The following is a 17,254-nucleotide window of genomic DNA, read 5'->3' as shown; positions in this document are numbered from 1 at the left end:
GGCATGGATATGAACGAGATGATAAGCAGCGACAAAAAAGACAAGCCACGGTTGATCAGTATGCTGCTGTCCTACAGCGCATCGTCCGTGAGCCTGTTGATTGCCAACGCCGCGCAGCTCATCACATTTGCAATCCTGGCCCGTTCGTTTGGTGCGGAGGAATTTGGCCGGTACGTCTCCTTCATGGCCATTACCAGCATCGCTGTACATCTGTGCGGACTGGGCGCCTCTGAGTGCCTGGTGCGCCGCGTACCACAAGACCCCCAATGTTTCCCTCGGATATTCGGCCACAATCTCATCCTGACATTTATCAGCGGAGCCATTCTGGTCGTCCTTGGCACCGTGCTCTTGCCGCAGTTCATCAGCTTTGGCGAAACGCCCGGGCAAAGCATCCTGACGACATTTCAACTGGTTTTGACCAACGTCGTCCTGGTTCGATTGATCATGCTGGGTGAAAGTATTTTTCTCGCGCACTCCCGATATGGTGCTGCCAATGCATCCGTCGTCGGCTTTGCCTTTATCCGCACGGTGACGGCGGCATTGGCCTGCTTTGCGTTCCAGGTGTCGACCGTCCAGACTTGGGCAACATGGCAGCTTGGCGCCCATCTCTTGACGCTTGTTCTCTACGCCCATTTCGCCCTGCGCATTGGCCGCCCGAAATACGTCATCGAGAGGGATGAAATTCGGCTTGGGCTACTCTTTGCCACACCCTTCATCTTCAGGGCCATTCGCCAAAACGTCGATTTGCTGGTGTTGGGTTTCGTGGCTGGAGCCGAGGTCGTAGGAAGTTATGGTGTCGCGAGACGAATTACCGATAGCAGCTATATGGCCATCGATGCGCTGAACCGGCTTGTTTACCCCCGTCTCGCCGTTGCCAGCATGTCGGGCATTCATAATGCCTTTCGGTTGACCATCCGTATTCTGGGCGTTGCCTTTGCTCTGGGTTTGATTGCAGCCATCGTGATCTTTGCCGCCGCTTCGTTCATGCCTCTGATTTTCGGCCCCGAATACGTGTCTCTGCCGCAGTTTTTGCGGATCATGGCCTGGCTCATCGTTTTCGTTGCGATATGGTCCATCGCGGTCGATCTGCTCGGTGCTGCCGGTGAACACGCATCGCGGGCTTGGGTGTTGAACCTTTCCAATGGCATTGGCGCATTGGTGATTGGCCTCGCGGCATGGGCATGGCCGCCCTACGGCATTTTCATCGCAGGCTACGCAATCGAAATCAGCATCGTTTTGGCAGCATGGATCGTGGTGCGGTTTCATGTCGCGCGGTCATCGGAAAAAGCTAGGGAGGTTGCGTTATGACATCGGAACTTGCGACAAGGGTCAGACCTGCCGAACTTGCTGACGTGGCTCAAATCGCCGACCTCTTCGCGTCGGTGTTTCGAGGTCGGTCGAAGCCAAACAAAACCGAACTGAACACATATCTCACCCAGCTGATGTTTTCCCACCCGAATTACACACCGGACAACGGGAGTATCGTGTCAGCCGATGGGACCGGAAGCGTCAAAAGCATCCTCATTATTTTGCCCATGACGTACCGAGTTGGCGAAGAACCGGTCACGGCACGGTTGGCGTGCGCCTTTATGGCGGCAGACGACGCAAACCCACGCAGCATCGCCTCTTTGATCTTTCAACTTCGCCCCCGGGTAGACCAGATCAGCTTCTCCGATAGCGCCGCACCCGTCAGCGTGTCCCATCTCAAAGCCATCGGCGGCGTCGAACTGCCGGTCCAAGGCTTGCGCTGGTACAAGGTTTTCAAGCCCCTGCCCGCAGCCGCCAGCTATGTCAGGCGGCGCATCTCCCAAAAATATCCAGCACTCCTGCGGCAGGGCTCCTTGCCTTCCCCAGCATCCATGACCGGAAGGAAGACAGCCTCTGGATTCACCGCTAGCCCAGTTGATACTGACCTTTACGCGCAGTACGCCAACCAGTTCCTGAGCAGCTATACGGTCGCGCCGATCTACTCCGCGCCAGATCTCGACTGGACAATCAAGGCATCCAGCAACGCATTGGGCCAAGGTCTCCTAGTGCTTGCTCAGGTCCAGGACGAGAATGGCGCTGTGAGCGGCGTCTTCTCTTTTGTTGGAGCCAGAGGCGGCGAAGCGCAGATTCTTGATCTGTTATGGCAGACGGGGAAGCAGGAAGCCGTCGTTGATACTGTTTTTGCATCGCTGAAAGAGGCGGGCTTCACATTCGCCTCGGCACAAGTTCGGCCTGAGATCATACCGGCATTATCGAAGCAGAAGGGCATCTGGTATCGACATGTCACAGGCGTGTCCGCCGCCTCCAGATCGACCGAGTTCAAGCAGGCCATGCAAAGCGGCCAAGCCTATATCGGCGGTGTTGCCGGCGAAAGCTGGAGCCGCCTGGTCCACGACTTTTATTGAGGCAATGATGGCTGCTTGATCGCCTTTTCGACCAGAAAATAGGTCGTTGGTCCCTGAGGCGTGTCGTTGCTCAGCGTGATCGTTTCACCTGCACCGGCATTTAGGACCGGGGGATAGACACGCCCATCAAGCCCGACAGGGGAGATCGTCAAGGCACTGTCATTGCGGAAGCGAAGGACGGTCTGCATGCGGCGGATCGTCACCGGCAATTGCCCGAAATTCTCGATGATCCGCTCTTCCGTGTCCCGAAACGTCATATTGGTGTTGTGCGCGTCAGACGCGAGAATCAGCAGCTGCCTCTGGCTTTTCTCAAGCGGCAAGCCGTCAAGCGATGACAATGAAAACAGTCCCCTTCCATCTGCCGATTGCACTGTCACAAAACCGAGATCGACTGGTGTGTTGAGCGCATCGAAAGCAAGAGCCTCCGTCAGGAGCGATCGAACAGCCATGCTTTTTTCCGGCGCATTCAACTGCAACTCTCCGGTCTCGCTGACGACACGGCCCTGGTCCAAATCGGCAGCATGGGTGGCCGCCAGCATTCCTTGCTCTTTCAGCTTCGCAACTATGCCCATCGCAGTCTGGCCCTCGCGAGACGGTGCGACTGTGACCGCGCTTTCTGTGGATGACTGAAGTCCAACGGCACCGATCAATCCCAACCGCGTGAGCGCTTCCGGCTCCATATCGTTGATACCATCGGGCAGACCAGATTGCCCTTCGACGAGAAACGGTACGCGAAGCGAGGATGATTTTACGTCGCCACGGCGGAAAACGAGGGCGCTCAGCGTTTCACCCGCGCGCGCCACCGGGTCGAGCGCAATGGCGTAGGGCAGCATCTGTTTCTTATGCGGAAAATCTTCGCCATAGGTGAGGACGATTGGGCCATGGGCATGCCGACAAAGCACGTCCCAGCCTTGTAGGGCAGCAAATGCGGGTGCTGCGAGCCCCGCCTCGTACCGGAACGGGCTCCAGAAGAGATGGTCATATTCGGTGACGAAGAACGGACGACCCAGCCAGCGCGCAAGCCCGATTGTCCGCAGATAAAGCAGCCCATCCTCCAACGAGCTTTTGCCCTGAATGCTGGTGCCCGGAGCGTAGGAATCCACCCAGTCCTGATAGGTGTTCATCGCCACTGCGTCTTGACTGCTGCGGGTAATGCCTGTCTGAACCGTCGGCCAGTTGTTGTAGGGCAAGATGATACCCTTGAAGCCAAGTTGACGCAGTGCGCTCGTCGTCTTGACTGTTGCGCCCTGCTCGACATCGATGAAGAAGGATTGCAGGTCACGCATCCGCTCGCTGCGCTCATAACGGTTGGTTGGCAATGCAATGGAGCGATCGGACAAGTCGCCTTCCATCACCCACCAGCCCCATTTTTGAGCGAGTGCTTGCATCGAACCGTATTTTTTCAAAAGCCATTCGTTGAACAGTGGCTTGAGACGTTCGGAAAAGACACTGCCCCGCGCCACCTGCTGCATCATGGAATCAAATTCCAACCCGTTCTCGTTGAAAGGGACGATCGCGACCAGTGCTGGATCGTTAACAGGCGCCATGCTCGTGTAGGGATTGACCTTGGCGAGAAACAATTCCTGGAATTTAAGCCAGTGGCCAAAATCAGTCTCGTCAATCTGCGCACCAAGTTTCAGATCACCTTTAACCTCCCATCGATCGCCAAAACCGCCGTAAGCACCTCTGGAAGAGGTAAGCCCGTCTAGAATCCAGGAGATGCCATTTCGTTTCAGTGCAGCCATCAGGTAGTGAACACGGTCAAGAACCTGCGGATTGAAATCGAAATCGGTCGCACGTCCCTCCATCAATGCTGCATCCACATAATGGAACCGGGCGATGTTGTAGCCGTGCATTTTTAACTGAGTGGCATACCTGTCCGCGGTTGCGTGGTCCGGAAACCCTCCAGACGCCGGGCTCCAGGCAAGCGAGGCGCACAGAAAACGCTGTGGTGTTTCCATATCGTTGGCCTTCGCCAGCTTGCCAGCGGAATTGATCACGATCCTGGAAGCATCATCGATGGTGCCATTGGGAAGGATACGAGAGAAATCCAACGGGCTGCCCGGCTGGACTTCCAATGACTGCTCACGAACCGGGAGCCAATCGTCTGCGACGGCTGGCTGGCGTACCAACAGGCACGCAATCAGACTGACGAGAACGACTGTTTTCATTGCGACTTCAAAAGTTTGCTTTCAATCCACCTCTCCGGCGGCTGGCGCGCGCTCAGGAAACCGAGTGGCAGTGCGGCGGCGTGGAAACACCATGCCACGACGGCATAAAACCCCAGTGACAGACTGTTTTGCCGGATGCTCATCAAGGCGACCGGCGCGACAAGTGCAACCAAAAACGCGATAAAGCCGTATGCGTTGAAAAAGCCTGCGATCAGGCAGACCAACAGAATCACCCACCATGCATAGACACCGAGCCACAGTCGAATTTCGGAAAGCTCGTGGGTCAAATTCCCGAACCGGGACTGTTCGGACCCGGCACGCAAAAGCTCGCCAACGCCACGAAGATATTTCGATGACCAGCGCCGTGTGAGCAGCACATAGGAATTGATGCTATGGCCGAAGTGGTCCACGAACCGTCTGTCGAGGCGATAAAGCGTCCACCCACGCAACCGAAGGCGCTGTCCAAGATCGAACTCTTCATAACCGTGCAGATTCCGGTCCGAAAAATAACCGACGTCTTCGATAGCCGCTCGGCGATAAAGGCCACCGCCATTCAGCCGGTCAAGAACACCGCTTTGATTTTCTGGCGCATTTCTCTGCACACGCCGGGTAAACTCCAGATTATCGAGATTGACCTCGTTGACATGGCCGCTCACACCCGCGACGCGCGGGTTCTTGTCCATATAATCGAGTGCCGCGGGCAAAAATGTCGGATCGAGCAACATGTCGCCGTCCATCAAGCAGACGAACTCGCCTTTGCTGTATTGATAGCCCAGTTGAGGACCGATGCCGCAGCTGGCCTTTGCGGGCGCCTCGATCTGGGCGATGATGACCGGATATCGTGATGCGATCTCTACGGTTTTATCGCGCGATCCGCTATCAGCCACGATGATTTCGCCCTCAAACTCTGAAAGAGCGGTGATGACGCTTTCGATCGCCGCACCGATGCGCTTTTCTTCGTTCAGCGTTTTGAGAATGATCGTAAGTTTCAAATTCGCATCCGACAAAATGACAACAATGCCCCAAGGATACACATCCCCATAGAAACGTATATATGCAGAAGCTTAAAAGCCTAACGCTTGACGCGTTATTTCCGCATTATCGTTACCATCCTGCAACCTGAAGCCGTTGGCAACTCTTAAAAACAGAGCAATCGGCCCAATAATTTCACGGCGCCCACCCGGTTACAAATGATATAAATGACATAATGTTATAATCTTTTAGTTTGCACCACACAGTCTCGTATGCAATTATTTTGTGTAGCTTTATTCATTGTCAGGATGTCACCTTTGATGCGCGACACTCATTCTCCGACCCCTCTTTATCATCGGGTTTATGCGGTCATGCGAGAGCGCATCTTGAAAGGTTATTATCCAAGCGAAGTAGCCGTTCCCAGCGAAGCTGAACTGTCCACAAGCTTTTCCGTCAGCCGCATCACGATCCGCAAAGCCATGGAAATGTTGACGGCAGAGGGGCTTGTGACCCGAACGCGCGGGCGAGGCACCTATGTCACGGATCGCTCGAAAGAGAACAAGCTCAACCGCGCTGTGGTGTCGAATATCAACGGCCTGTTCAGCTATCTCAACGCGGTGGGTAAAAGCACACGGTTGAAAGCCATCAGCCTGGATCTTGGCGAAGCCCCGCCGAGGATCTGTGAGCAGATGGGAGTTTCGCCGACCACGCCCCTGGTTCGGGCAGTTCGCGTCCGCTCACTGGATCGCCGCCCCTATTCGCTTTCCATTGCCTATCTGCTGCCAGAAATCGGAGAGACGCTCAAACGTCAGGACCTGGCAACGACCAATATGATCGATCTCGTGCAGAAGGCTGGCGCAGTGGTGGAAAAGGTCGAGCAAACACTGACGGCAACACTAGCAGATGATTACGCTGCCAAACACCTGGAAATTCCAATCGGCGCACCGCTGATGCTCGTGAACCGACTGTTCTTCAACGCAGAACTCACCCCGTTCTACGCAGCCGAGATTTTCTACCGGGCAGACCGCTACGAATATCGCGTGTCGCTGAAACGAGAAGATGGTAAGGATTTCTCGCTCGGCAACTAATGGTACGGGCCAACGAACACCCCCTACTTTTAGACCTTCGCTTCTGCTTCCGCACCAGCCTTCATCATGGCGTGCAACATCTCCAGCCTCGGCTCGACCGGAGGCGGATAGACGTCCCTGCCATGGCTCAGCCCAAGCGCCAGAAAGGTCTCAACCAGCTTGTAGGTCAACGGACCGGGATTGACGACGGGGACCGGCAGGTTGGCAGCGAGATATTCTCCGGCCTGATGCATGGTCGTCGATCCCAAGCAGATGACCTCCGCGCCGTCTTCCTGGATACACCGCATGGCAACATCACGCATGCGCGGAAAGACACTGTCTTCCTTGCCGCCCAGCAAGTTCGAGAAATCCGGCGGTTGATCGAAACTGCGCACAGAGGCGCATTGGCGGTCGAAACCATATTCACGGATGGCCTTACGATAACGTGGCAGCGCTGGCTCCCATTGCGCCAGTACGGAAAACGTGCCGCCCAGCGTCAGCGCATAGAGCATCGAAGCCTTGCCCGCACCGATGACGGGAATGGAGAGGACAGAGCGCAGCATGACCATACCGCTATCCGACATGGTATCGATGCAAACGGCATCGAAACCGTCGGCCTCAGCACTGCATCCAGCCTCGAAGATGGCGAGATCCATCAGCCCCCAGTCGTGCGGAGACATGAAGGATGTCGGGCCGCAGGTCACGGGGCGATAGGTCAGTTCCCAATCCGCAGGCAGCGGCACATATTGCGACTGCGCTTCGCGATTGCGCACGCCCTCTTCATCCAGCGCGAAGGGAACGATCACGAGAATGCGGGTCATTGGCTACCCTCCATATAGGCCCCACCGGCAGCACCGATGGCACGGATCATGTCATGCTTGGGTGAAAGCGGCGTCGGCCACGTCGCCTTGCTGTGGGTGAGCTTAAGGTCGAGCGCAATCGAGGCCAGCTTGTAGGTCAGCGGTCCCGGATTGATGACGGGAACGCCGATGCGGGCAGACAGCCAGGAATGCGCCTCGTGCATGGTCGTCGATCCAAGGATCAGCACCTGCGCGCCATCCTCTTCGACACATTTTTTCGCGGCATCCAGCAGAAGCGGGAACACCTCGTCTTCCTTGCCAGCCAGCAAGCTCTTATTATCCGGCGTCACGCCGATCGAGCGCATGGAGGCACATTTATGCTTCATCCCAAGCTCGCCCAGCGTTTTTGTGTAGAGCATTTTCCAGCGATCCCACATCATCAGGATCGAGAACTTGTCGCCCAGCATCTGCGCCATCAGCATGGAATGACGGCCCGGCGCAATGACAGGGATGGTCAGAACCGAGCGCAGCATCGACATGCCGCTGTCGGACATGGTGTCGATGCAGACGGCGTCGAAGCCTTCCTTCTCGGCATCAAGACCGGCATCGAGGATCGAGAAATCGGCGAGCGCCATATCGTGCTGGCTCGAATAATTCTTTGGACCCACCCGCACGGCGCGATAGTGAAACTCAATTCCGGGGCCGAGATCGACCGCTTTCATCTGAGCTTGCCTGCGGGCGATGTCATCCTGCCCCATGGGAAACGGTACGATAACCATGACCTTTTTCATCATGTCCTCCTTCACGTTCGAAATCCGGTTTCAGGTCTCGGCGGCAATCCGCGCGGCCGTCATGCCCGCCAACCGACCGAAGCTGGTTGCCGTCAAAAGGCCGTTGCCGGAAAGGTAGCCGTAGTTGGAATCTCCCGACACGCCCCGAGCGGCACCACCGCCTGCCAGAAGGTTAGGCAAGGCCGTGCCATCGTCGCGCAACACCCGCGCCTCGGCATCGATTACCAGACCACCTTGAGTGTGGAACAACGCACCATTGACCTTGACGGCGTAGTACGGCGCGCTCAACACCTGATCTTGCGTAAAGCTGCGACCGAAGCGATCAGGCTCGCCTGTGCGTGCGGATGTTTCGATGGCTTCGAACTCTTCGCGAATGGCGGCCAGCGAAAGCGCCGTTACGGTGGCAAGTTCCTCCAAACTGTTTGCCGTCTTGACGGCACCCAGCTTGCGTATCTCACGGTAGTCGTAGAAGCCGATTGCTGCATCTTCACCCTTGGAATCGTAGATGTCCCAAGCAATGTGGTCGGGCTGCGTTGCAACTTCTGCGGCATGTTCGGAGTAGCCGCGCATCTCGTTGGAAAAGCGCTGCCCCTCGGCGTTGAAGAGAATGCCACCCTTGGTGATGACCGCCCAAGTCAATGGTAATCCGTGGGGATGGGCAACCGAGCCGTGCCCTTGATAGGAGCCCATGTCGGCGAGTGCCGCGCCGATCTGTGCGCCCCATTTCACCGCATCGCCCGTGTTGGAAAGGTGACCGCAGCACTCGGCATCGGCAATTTCCGGGATGTATTTTTGCACCAAGGCGACATCGCCGGCAAAGCCGCAGGATGCGAGTACGAGCGCCTTGCAGCCCAGCATTTCCAGCGCGCCATCGGGACGCCGGAAACGGACCCCCGTGACGCGACCAGTCGCATCAACATAAAGGTCTTCAACGGACGCGTCTGTGACAAGATCGATATTGGCCTGAGACACTGCTGCGAGAAGAGATTGTTCGAGGTCAGCACCGGTCCGGCTTTTCGGGCCATGCATGCGAAGGCGCGAATGGCCGGGATAGGTGAACCCTGTGACCAGTTCGAACTCGACCTTATGGGTGTCCATCAACCAGTCGATCATTGGACCCACGGTTTGGGCCGCGACCAACGCCATATCGTAAGGCGTGTTGTCATGCGTCTTGGCGACGAGGTCCTGCGCGAAAAGTTCGGGGTTGTCCTCAATGCCCGCCTCCTTCTGCAAACGGGTGCACGGTGCCGGAATGAGACCGGCGGACAGCGAGGTGGAACCTGTCGGGTTCTCGTCCCGCTCCAAGACCATGACCTCCTGCCCTGCATCATGGGCCGCAAGGGCTGCGACCAGACCGCAGGCCCCTGCCCCGACGACGACCACCGGCATTTCAAAATCGAACGTCACGCCTTCCGCAGATAGAACTGCCATGGCTCAAATCTCCTGTTCAATAGCTGGTGCGGTTTGCTTCCGGTGTGCCGTAGCGCGCCTCCAGCTCCTGAATTTCCGGCATCCGCGCCATGTCGAAGAATTCCTTGAAATTCATGACATTCGGCGCAACCGACGCAATGGTCTCTTCGGTTTTCAAGACCTGAAGCGTCTTGCGCGCAGCTTCGCAAGCCGAAAGCAGCAGCCAGTTGGGATAGATGATGAGCTTGAAGCCCAGCGCCTCAATTTCAGATCGCGTCAGAAACGGCGTCTTGCCCGAGGTCGCCATGTTGTAGAGCAGCGGAACGCCCGGAAAACGCGGGGCGATATGCGGCAGGTCATCCGGGCCAGGGCTTTCAATGAAGATGACATCGGCACCCGCCTCACGGTACATTTCAGCACGGTCGAATGCAGCATTGCGGCCGTGTAGTGCCAGAGCATCTGTGCGGGCGATGACGACAAAGTTCTGGTCGATCCGCGCGTCCACGGCAGCCTTGACCTTGGCCACCATATCGTCCGCTGAGACGATCTGCTTGCCCGCCAGATGACCACAACGCTTCGGCAGCACCTGATCTTCCAGGTGTACAGCAGCCACACCGCCACGCTCATAGAGCTGGATTGCGCGGCGGACGTTCAGCGGACCACCGAAACCATTATCAGCGTCGGCAATCAGCGGAATGTCCGAGGCGTCGGCAATACGCGTGGCATTATCGACCATTTCCGTCATGGTCAAAAGACCGACATCCGGGTAGCCAAGGCGCGTGGCAGAGGTACCTGCACCCGTCATATACATGGCATCAAAACCTGCTTCTGTCACAAGTCGGGCATACATGGCATCGACCACACCGGGAGCCATGAGGGCTCGTTCGCCTGCGAGCAGCTGCCGCAGACGTTGGGTACGTGTAAGGGACATTGTATTCTCCATTTCTCCGTAAATTGGCCCCGGCTCACTCCATCCGGGGCAGCGTCTCACATTCCGAGATAGGCTTGGCGCAGCTGCGGATCAGCCAGCAGGGTTGCGGCCTCCCCCTGCATGACAAAACGCCCCTGCTCGATGACATAGGCGCGCTTTGCCACACTCAAGGACTGCATCACGTTCTGCTCCACCAGCAGCACGGCAACGCCGTCAGCATTGATCTTGGTGATTAGCCCGAACATCTCTTCGACCATAATGGGGGAGAGACCCAGCGACGGTTCATCCAGAATGAGCAGTTCCGGCTCCGACATCATGCCGCGACCAATCGCCAGCATCTGCTGTTCACCGCCGGAAAGCGTGCCCGCAAGCTGGTTTATTCTTTCCCTAAGCTTCGGGAAAATCTCGCAGATACGCTCGAAATTCTGCTTGGTGTTTTTGCCGGCACGGCGAAACGCACCGAGCTTCAGATTTTCGCCAACTGACAGATTCGGAAAAACCTTTCGACCCTCCGGCACATGGGCGATGCCGAGTGCCACGATGTCACGCGCATTTTTGCCTGTTATCGTCACGCCCTTGAAGGAGATCGATCCGGCACTGGGTTTGATGAAGCCGGATATGACGTTGTTGAGCGTCGTCTTTCCTACACCGTTGGAGCCCAACAGGGCGACGATTTCGCCGTTTTCGACGCTCATATCGATGCCTTGCAGCACGCTCATCGAGCCGTAGCCTGCGCGGATACCCTTGATATCAAGCATGGTTTTCCTCCTGCAGCCGGGCAGCGGCACCGTGGCCGAGATAGGCTTCCACCACCGACGGGTCCTTGACGAGTTCACGCGGTGGCCCGTGGGCAATCATCTTGCCCTGGTTGAGGACATAAGCTGTTTCGGCAAGCTGCATGACCGCCTGCATGACGTGTTCGATCATCAGGAAGGTGTGCCCCTCATCACGGATTTTACGGATGATGCCGACGATTTCGGTGATCTCCGAGGGGATCAGACCCGCCATCACTTCATCAAGCAGCAGCAGCTTCGCACCGGTTGCCAGCGCACGCGCCAGTTCCAGCCGCTTGCGGCCAGCAATCGTCAGCGACGATGCAGGGCGATCAAGCATCGCACCCATGCCGAGCCGCTTGCCGACATCGCGGGCAACCGACATCGCTTCACGTCGATCATAGTGATGGAGATAGGCACCGACAGCGATATTTTCCTGAACCGTCAGCCCCGCAAAAGGCTGAACGATCTGAAAGGTGCGGATCATGCCAAGCGCGCAAATGCTGTGCGGCGCAAGGCCGGTAATGTCCTTGTCCTGAAAGCGGACCGTGCCTTCGTCTGGTTTGGTAAAACCGGCAATCATGGTGAAGCAAGTTGTCTTGCCCGCACCGTTGGGGCCGAGCAGTCCGACGATGGAACCCTCGGGCACATCGAGCGAGGCATCCGTGACGGCTTTCAAGCCGCCGAAGCGTTTGGAAAGATTACGAACCTCAAGCATTGTCGTCCTCCTTCTTCTTGAAGGTCCCAAGCTTGCCAGCAAGGCCAACCAGACCGTTCGGCAGGAAGCGCAGCGCGCAGATCAGCACAATCGCATAGAGCACGAAGTTCAGACCCGGCGCATTGGGCAGCAGATGTTTCGCGCCTTCCCCTAGAAGATGCAGGCCGAGCGTGCCGAGCAGCGGACCCCAGATCGTCCCGGCCCCGCCAATGATCGGGCCGATCAGTGCTTCAATGGAAACGGCGCTGCCATAGACCACGTTGCTGTCGATGAAGAGCCAGAGCTGGAGGTACAGCACACCGGCCAAACCGCCGAAGGCGCCTGAGATCGCCATGGCCTGTACCTTGATCTTGTAGGTGTCGATACCGAGTGCACGTGCGGCATCTTCGTTTTCCCTGACGGCGATGAGGTAGGCACCGAAGCGGGAAAATTTGATGAGAGCCGTCAGCGCCATAACCAAAGCCACCACGACCAGAAGAGCGGTGTAAGCGATGGCACGGTCGTTGAATTGCAGGTTGGCAACGCCGGGGGCCAGCTTCAGTTGCAGCCCGCTGCCACCGCCGGTGAAATCGAAAGACGATGCGCAGATGCGCAGCACTTCGGCAAAGGCCAGGGTGACGAGCGCGAAGTAGGAACCCTTCAGGCCATAACGAAAGGCGAGCGCGCCGATGAAGGCACCCATGGCGGCACCGGCAAGAATGCCCGCACCGAAGCCGACCCATGCGTTGACGCCATACTGCACTTGAAGAATGGCGGAGGCATAAGCACCGGTGCCATAAAGCGCTGCATGACCGAAGGACGACATTCCACCGAAGCCGCCGGTGATATTCCACGACAGGGCAACGACGGCGACGATCAGCGCATTGATGGTAAAGCCCATCCACACTGGCGATGACGCGAAATAGACACCAAAGAGATAGGCGAGAGCCGCCGCAATAAGGGCAATCTGCCCGATGGATTGAGGTCTCATGTCTTTGCCCTCCCGAGTAGCCCTGACGGTTTGAAGAGAAGGATGAGAATGAAGGCGAGGAAGATGCCGATCTGACCGAGGCTTTCGCCGAGGAAGAGGCCACATAATGACTCGATCACGCCAAGAAGGAGACCGGCGACCAAGGCACCCAGCAGACTGCCCATCCCACCCAGCACCACCGTGGTGAAGGCAACGAGCACGAAGGTGTAACCAACCTGCGGCGTGATGTAGAATGTCGGCAACAACAGACAGGCGGCGAGTGCGACACAGGCGGTGCCGATACCGAAACAGACCGCATAGGTGTGATTGACATCGATGCCGACGAGTTCAGCACCACGCTTTTCAATCGCCACGGCGCGAATGGCAGAGCCCGTGCGCGTATAGGCCATGAAGCACCAGAGCAGCGGCGCGACGGCGAGTGCGGCACCGAAAGCAATCACGCGCCCGAGCGGCAGATAGGCACCCAACACTTCGACCGTATCATAGGCGTAAGCGATATCGGCCGTGCGCGTGTTCGACGTCCAGAAATAGAGCGCCAGATTGTCGATGATCATCGATACGGCGAGTGTGATGAGAAGAACATTCTGTTCCGAGCCGCTGCTCATCGGCGCGATCAGGAAACGTTGCAACGCATAGCCGAGCGCGAAGAATGCGGGCAGAACGATGGGAATGGCGAGATAGGGATCCACGCCGAAATAGAAGTACAGGAAATAGACGGCGTAAAGCGCCAGCATCAACAGGCTGCCATGCGCAAAGTTGATGATGTGGAGCACGCCGTAGATGAGGGTCAGTCCCAGCGCCACCAGCGCATAGACGGCTCCCATCATCAGGCCGCTCAACACGGCAGGTAAGATCAGACTTGACATCAGGGCTCGCCTCTCTGTCGTTTAAAGAGTGCCCCCAGAGACATTGACGTCCATGGGGGCGAGACCGTGTCAGTTTTGGGCAGGGATCGGGAAAACCGCTTCTGCGGTGGCATATTCCTTCGGAAAGACCAGTTCGATCTTCTCACCACGGATCTGCGTGTTGACCGGCCGCGAATTGACATTGTCGCCATTGACGAACTTCGTCGGGCCGTAAGGCATGATCGACTGATCGAAGGTAGATGCAGCAAGGGCTTCGATCATCTTCTGCCGGTCTGCGGAACCGCTACGCTCCAGCGCGTCGGCAATAACCTGGATCGTCGCGTAGGACACCATAACGTCATAGGTCATATCCAGATTGGCAGCGGTAACGCTGGCGGCCAGCGCCTTGGACAGGTCCTTGGAAGGATCGTACCAGTGATTGCAATCCATGACGTACTGCGCGACCTTGTTGTTTTCGCGCACGAACTTGATGTTGGATGCCGCACCGCCGAGGATCGAATAGATCGCCTTCAGTTCCACGCGCTGCTGGTTGAGCGCACGCGCCATCAGCGTGTATTCGTTGATGTAATTCGAAGGAATGAGAATATCGGCCTTCGATGCCTTCACACGCAAAGCGATGTTGGAAAAGTCACGCTGCGGCGTCGGGTGCGAGATCGTCTCGACAACCTCGATACCCTGCTTTGGCAATTGCTCGGCAAGAATTTTCGCCATGTTGGAGCCGAACGGCCCGTCTTCATGCACTATTGCCGCAGTCTTGACCGTGCTGCCCGTGCTCTCATTCAGAAGCTTCAGGTTATCGAGCGCAACACTGGTGCACTTGTTCACGCCGGGGGTAAAGCGGAAGACATTCGGCAGGCCACGCTGGACGACGGTTTCGGCCGTGCCGATGGAGAAGACCTGCGCGAGATTGTACTTCGCAGCAGCCTGCGAGGATGCAAGCCCGAGCGCGGATGCCGTCGCACCCGTAAAGGCACAGGCATCGGCCTGGATCAGCGTATCGACGGCAGCGGCAGCGGCTTCCGGGCGGCTCTGCGCGTCGACCACGACGAGCTCAATTTTCGCGCCACCCATGGACTTGATGCCGCCTGCAGCATTGATGGCTTCTGCTGCGAACTTCGCACCGGCGGCACTTTGCGTGCCGTTGTAGGCAAGATTGCCGGTTAGCGGCTCGATGACGCCGACCTTTACGGTCGGGGTCTGCGCGCGAAGAATGGACGGTGCGGCCAAGCCAACGGCCAGGGCACCGGATGCTTTTAAAAGGCTGCGTCTTTGAATTTCGAATGTCATTGTTATGCTCCCAGTTTTTTTATGAGACGGCAAAAGAAACTCGCTGGTCCGCCCGTCAACGGCCCAGCCAGGAATGTGACGCCATTCGATCCGTTTCGAAGGCGGTGATCTGTTCCATGAATGTGAACGTCATCTCGATCTCATCAAGACCGCGTAAGATACAGTCTCTCGCGAAGGGATCGATGGCAACGGGGTGAGTGCCGAGATCGCCGGGCAAGATGAGCTCACCAGCTTCGAGATCGACCGTTACCTGCGCATCGGCAACACGACCAAGATAGTCCGCCAGCGCCTCGCAATGGTCAGCCGCCAAGCGGACGGGTACGAGACCGTTTTTCAGAGCGTTGTTGAAAAAGATATCACCAAAGCTAGGGCCGATGACAGCCCTGATGCCATGATCGACCAACGCATACACAGCGCCCTCGCGGGACGAACCGCAGCCGAAATTGTCCTCGACAAGCAGTATGGTCGCCTTTTCGGCACCGGGCTGGTTAAGCGCAAAAGAAGCGTCCATCTCCCCCTGTTCGTTTCGGCGGATGTCGTGGAACAGGAACTGCCCATAGCCTTGGGCGCGATCTGCCTTCAAAAAGCGTCCGGGAATGATCTGGTCGGTATCACAGTTCACGCCGGGGATTGCTACTGCCGTGGATGTTTCGCGAATGAAGGCTTTCATCATCGTGTCCTCACATCCTTCGCACATCGGTCAGACAGCCACGGATGGCAGCGGCAGCCGCCATGGCAGGGCTGACCAGATGGGTGCGGGCACCAGGGCCTTGGCGACCGACAAAATTGCGGTTCGATGTGGAGGCGCAGCGTTCACCGGGACCAACCATGTCGCCGTTCATCGCCGCGCACATCGAACAGCCGGACTCGCGCCATTCGAAGCCTGCATCCCGAAAAATGTCGGCAATGCCCTCTGCTTCCGCCTGCTCTTTAACCTGTGTCGAGCCCGGCACGACGATGGCCGGGATGACCGCTTTACGGCCCTTGAGAATGACTGACGCTGCCCGCAAATCCTCGATCCGGCTGTTGGTGCAGGAGCCGATGAAAACCTTGTCCAGTTTCAAGCCATCCAGAGCCGTACCGGGAGCGAGCTCCATATATTCAAGCGATTTCGTCGCCGCCTTACGCTTATCGGAGCTGTCGAAACTTGATGGATCGGGAACACGACCATTGATCGAAACGGCATCTTCCGGGCTCGTGCCCCATGTCACCATCGGCGCGATATCGGCACCATCCAACGAAATTTCTGCGTCGAAGAAAGCCTCCGGATCACTGGAGAGCGTGCGCCAATGCGCCACCGCGCCATCCCATTCCTGCTCCGATGGCGCAAAATTGCGACCTCTGACGTAAGCGAAGGTCGTCTCGTCTGCAGCGACCATGCCAAAACGGGCCGCAGCCTCGATCGACATGTTACACAGCGTCAACCGACCCTCAATGGAAAGGTCTCTTACCACCTGTCCGGCAAATTCGATGGCGTGGCCACCGGCGCCCGCAGCACCAATCTTCGCGATCAGCGCCAACATCACGTCCTTGGCCGTGACGCCCTGTCCAAGCCTTCCATCGATCGTGACCCGCATGGTTTTGGGACGAGACTGCCACAGCGTCTGGGTGGCCAAAACATGGGCGTTTTCGGATTGGCCGATGCCGAAAGCGATCGCGCCCAGGGCGCCCTGCGTCGAGGTATGGCTATCGGAACAGACGATGGTGAGGCCGGGAAGCGTGATGCCCTGTTCCGGTGCCACGACGTGGACGATGCCCTGCTCGCGGCTCGTTATTCCGAAATGGCGCATACCGCCCCATTTCATGTTTTCATCGAAGGTGTCGATCATGTGAGCGATGGCGGGGCTCGCCGCATCGCTCGATGTTCGCCCCAGTGTCGGCACATAATGATCGGCGACACCGAAGATTTGCTGTGGACGCCGTGGCTTCAGGCCACGACATTTGAGATCGGCAAAAGCGTGGAAGCTGCCTTCATGGATCATGTCGCGATCGATGTAGAGCAGCGACGGCCCGGCGGGATGGCGCAATATCTCATGCTCATCCCAGATCTTGCCCAACATTGTGCGCGGTGCGGCTGCTTGCGCCATGACCCTGTCTTCCTGTTA

Annotated in this window: 16 protein-coding genes; 3 read left to right on the top strand and 13 right to left on the bottom strand. The window is 57.4% G+C overall.

The genetic code is table 11. The features are described from left to right. Window positions 1-18: 18 nt before the first annotated feature. A complete protein-coding gene (locus RMR21_RS20870; protein WP_498671322.1) occupies window positions 19-1,308 on the top strand; it encodes a lipopolysaccharide biosynthesis protein in 1,290 nt (429 codons plus the stop codon). Further along, window positions 1,305-2,393, top strand: a complete 1,089-nt coding sequence (locus RMR21_RS20865) for a hypothetical protein (RefSeq protein WP_498671321.1) — start codon at window positions 1,305-1,307, stop codon at window positions 2,391-2,393. The genes RMR21_RS20870 and RMR21_RS20865 overlap by 4 nt, the downstream gene beginning before the upstream one ends. Here RMR21_RS20865 and RMR21_RS20860 read toward each other — a convergent pair. Continuing rightward, window positions 2,387-4,564 (bottom strand): glycoside hydrolase, encoded by a 2,178-nt coding sequence (locus RMR21_RS20860; protein WP_498671320.1) that lies wholly within the window; start codon window positions 4,562-4,564, stop codon window positions 2,387-2,389. The genes RMR21_RS20865 and RMR21_RS20860 overlap by 7 nt on opposite strands. Further along, window positions 4,561-5,556 carry a glycosyltransferase family 2 protein gene (locus tag RMR21_RS20855; RefSeq protein ID WP_498671319.1) on the bottom strand — a complete coding sequence of 332 codons (996 nt, stop codon included), beginning with the start codon at window positions 5,554-5,556 and terminating at the stop codon, window positions 4,561-4,563. Before RMR21_RS20855 ends, RMR21_RS20860 begins: the two co-directional genes overlap by 4 nt. Window positions 5,557-5,856: 300 nt before the next feature. Here RMR21_RS20855 and RMR21_RS20850 point away from each other — a divergent pair, with 300 nt between their 5' ends. Then, window positions 5,857-6,624, top strand: a complete 768-nt coding sequence (locus RMR21_RS20850) for a GntR family transcriptional regulator (RefSeq protein WP_498671318.1) — start codon at window positions 5,857-5,859, stop codon at window positions 6,622-6,624. Window positions 6,625-6,653: 29 nt separating this feature from the next. Here the strand turns inward: RMR21_RS20850 and RMR21_RS20845 are convergent, their stop codons facing one another. The 11 genes from RMR21_RS20845 to leuC form a co-directional block, all read right to left on the bottom strand. Further along, a complete protein-coding gene (locus tag RMR21_RS20845; protein WP_498671317.1) occupies window positions 6,654-7,424 on the bottom strand; it encodes an aspartate/glutamate racemase family protein in 771 nt (256 codons plus the stop codon). Continuing rightward, on the bottom strand, window positions 7,421-8,197 hold the full coding sequence (locus RMR21_RS20840; protein WP_498671316.1) for an aspartate/glutamate racemase family protein: 777 nt from the start codon (window positions 8,195-8,197) through the stop codon (window positions 7,421-7,423). Before RMR21_RS20840 ends, RMR21_RS20845 begins: the two co-directional genes overlap by 4 nt. Window positions 8,198-8,224: 27 nt before the next feature. Beyond that, a complete protein-coding gene (locus RMR21_RS20835; protein ID WP_498671315.1) occupies window positions 8,225-9,625 on the bottom strand; it encodes an FAD-dependent oxidoreductase in 1,401 nt (466 codons plus the stop codon). Between the two features lie 16 nt (window positions 9,626-9,641). Continuing rightward, window positions 9,642-10,535 (bottom strand): isocitrate lyase/PEP mutase family protein, encoded by an 894-nt coding sequence (locus RMR21_RS20830; protein WP_498671314.1) that lies wholly within the window; start codon window positions 10,533-10,535, stop codon window positions 9,642-9,644. 56 nt (window positions 10,536-10,591) lie between these two features. After that, the gene (locus tag RMR21_RS20825) at window positions 10,592-11,293 is read right to left on the bottom strand and encodes an ABC transporter ATP-binding protein (protein WP_498671313.1); all 702 of its coding nucleotides are present in this window, start codon (window positions 11,291-11,293) and stop codon (window positions 10,592-10,594) included. Further along, entirely contained in the window at window positions 11,286-12,026 is a 741-nt protein-coding gene (locus RMR21_RS20820) for an ABC transporter ATP-binding protein (protein WP_498671312.1), read from the bottom strand. Before RMR21_RS20820 ends, RMR21_RS20825 begins: the two co-directional genes overlap by 8 nt. Next, window positions 12,019-12,996 carry a branched-chain amino acid ABC transporter permease gene (locus RMR21_RS20815; protein WP_498671311.1) on the bottom strand — a complete coding sequence of 326 codons (978 nt, stop codon included), beginning with the start codon at window positions 12,994-12,996 and terminating at the stop codon, window positions 12,019-12,021. The genes RMR21_RS20820 and RMR21_RS20815 overlap by 8 nt, the downstream gene beginning before the upstream one ends. Then, window positions 12,993-13,862 (bottom strand): branched-chain amino acid ABC transporter permease, encoded by an 870-nt coding sequence (locus RMR21_RS20810; RefSeq protein WP_498671310.1) that lies wholly within the window; start codon window positions 13,860-13,862, stop codon window positions 12,993-12,995. Before RMR21_RS20810 ends, RMR21_RS20815 begins: the two co-directional genes overlap by 4 nt. Before the next feature lie 69 nt (window positions 13,863-13,931). Beyond that, a complete protein-coding gene (locus RMR21_RS20805; protein ID WP_498671309.1) occupies window positions 13,932-15,149 on the bottom strand; it encodes an ABC transporter substrate-binding protein in 1,218 nt (405 codons plus the stop codon). A 55-nt stretch (window positions 15,150-15,204) separates the two neighbouring features. Beyond that, window positions 15,205-15,822, bottom strand: a complete 618-nt coding sequence (gene leuD / locus RMR21_RS20800) for a 3-isopropylmalate dehydratase small subunit (protein WP_498671308.1) — start codon at window positions 15,820-15,822, stop codon at window positions 15,205-15,207. Between the two features lie 7 nt (window positions 15,823-15,829). Further along, the gene (gene leuC, locus RMR21_RS20795; RefSeq protein ID WP_498671307.1) at window positions 15,830-17,236 is read right to left on the bottom strand and encodes a 3-isopropylmalate dehydratase large subunit; all 1,407 of its coding nucleotides are present in this window, start codon (window positions 17,234-17,236) and stop codon (window positions 15,830-15,832) included. Between the last annotated feature and the right edge of the window lie 18 nt (window positions 17,237-17,254).

Source organism: Agrobacterium sp. rho-8.1 (assembly GCF_033957725.1).
In the GTDB taxonomy this organism is placed as follows: domain Bacteria; phylum Pseudomonadota; class Alphaproteobacteria; order Rhizobiales; family Rhizobiaceae; genus Agrobacterium.
The sequence above is the reverse complement of the archived record's forward strand: the minus strand, read 5'-3'. Positions and strand labels throughout refer to the sequence as shown.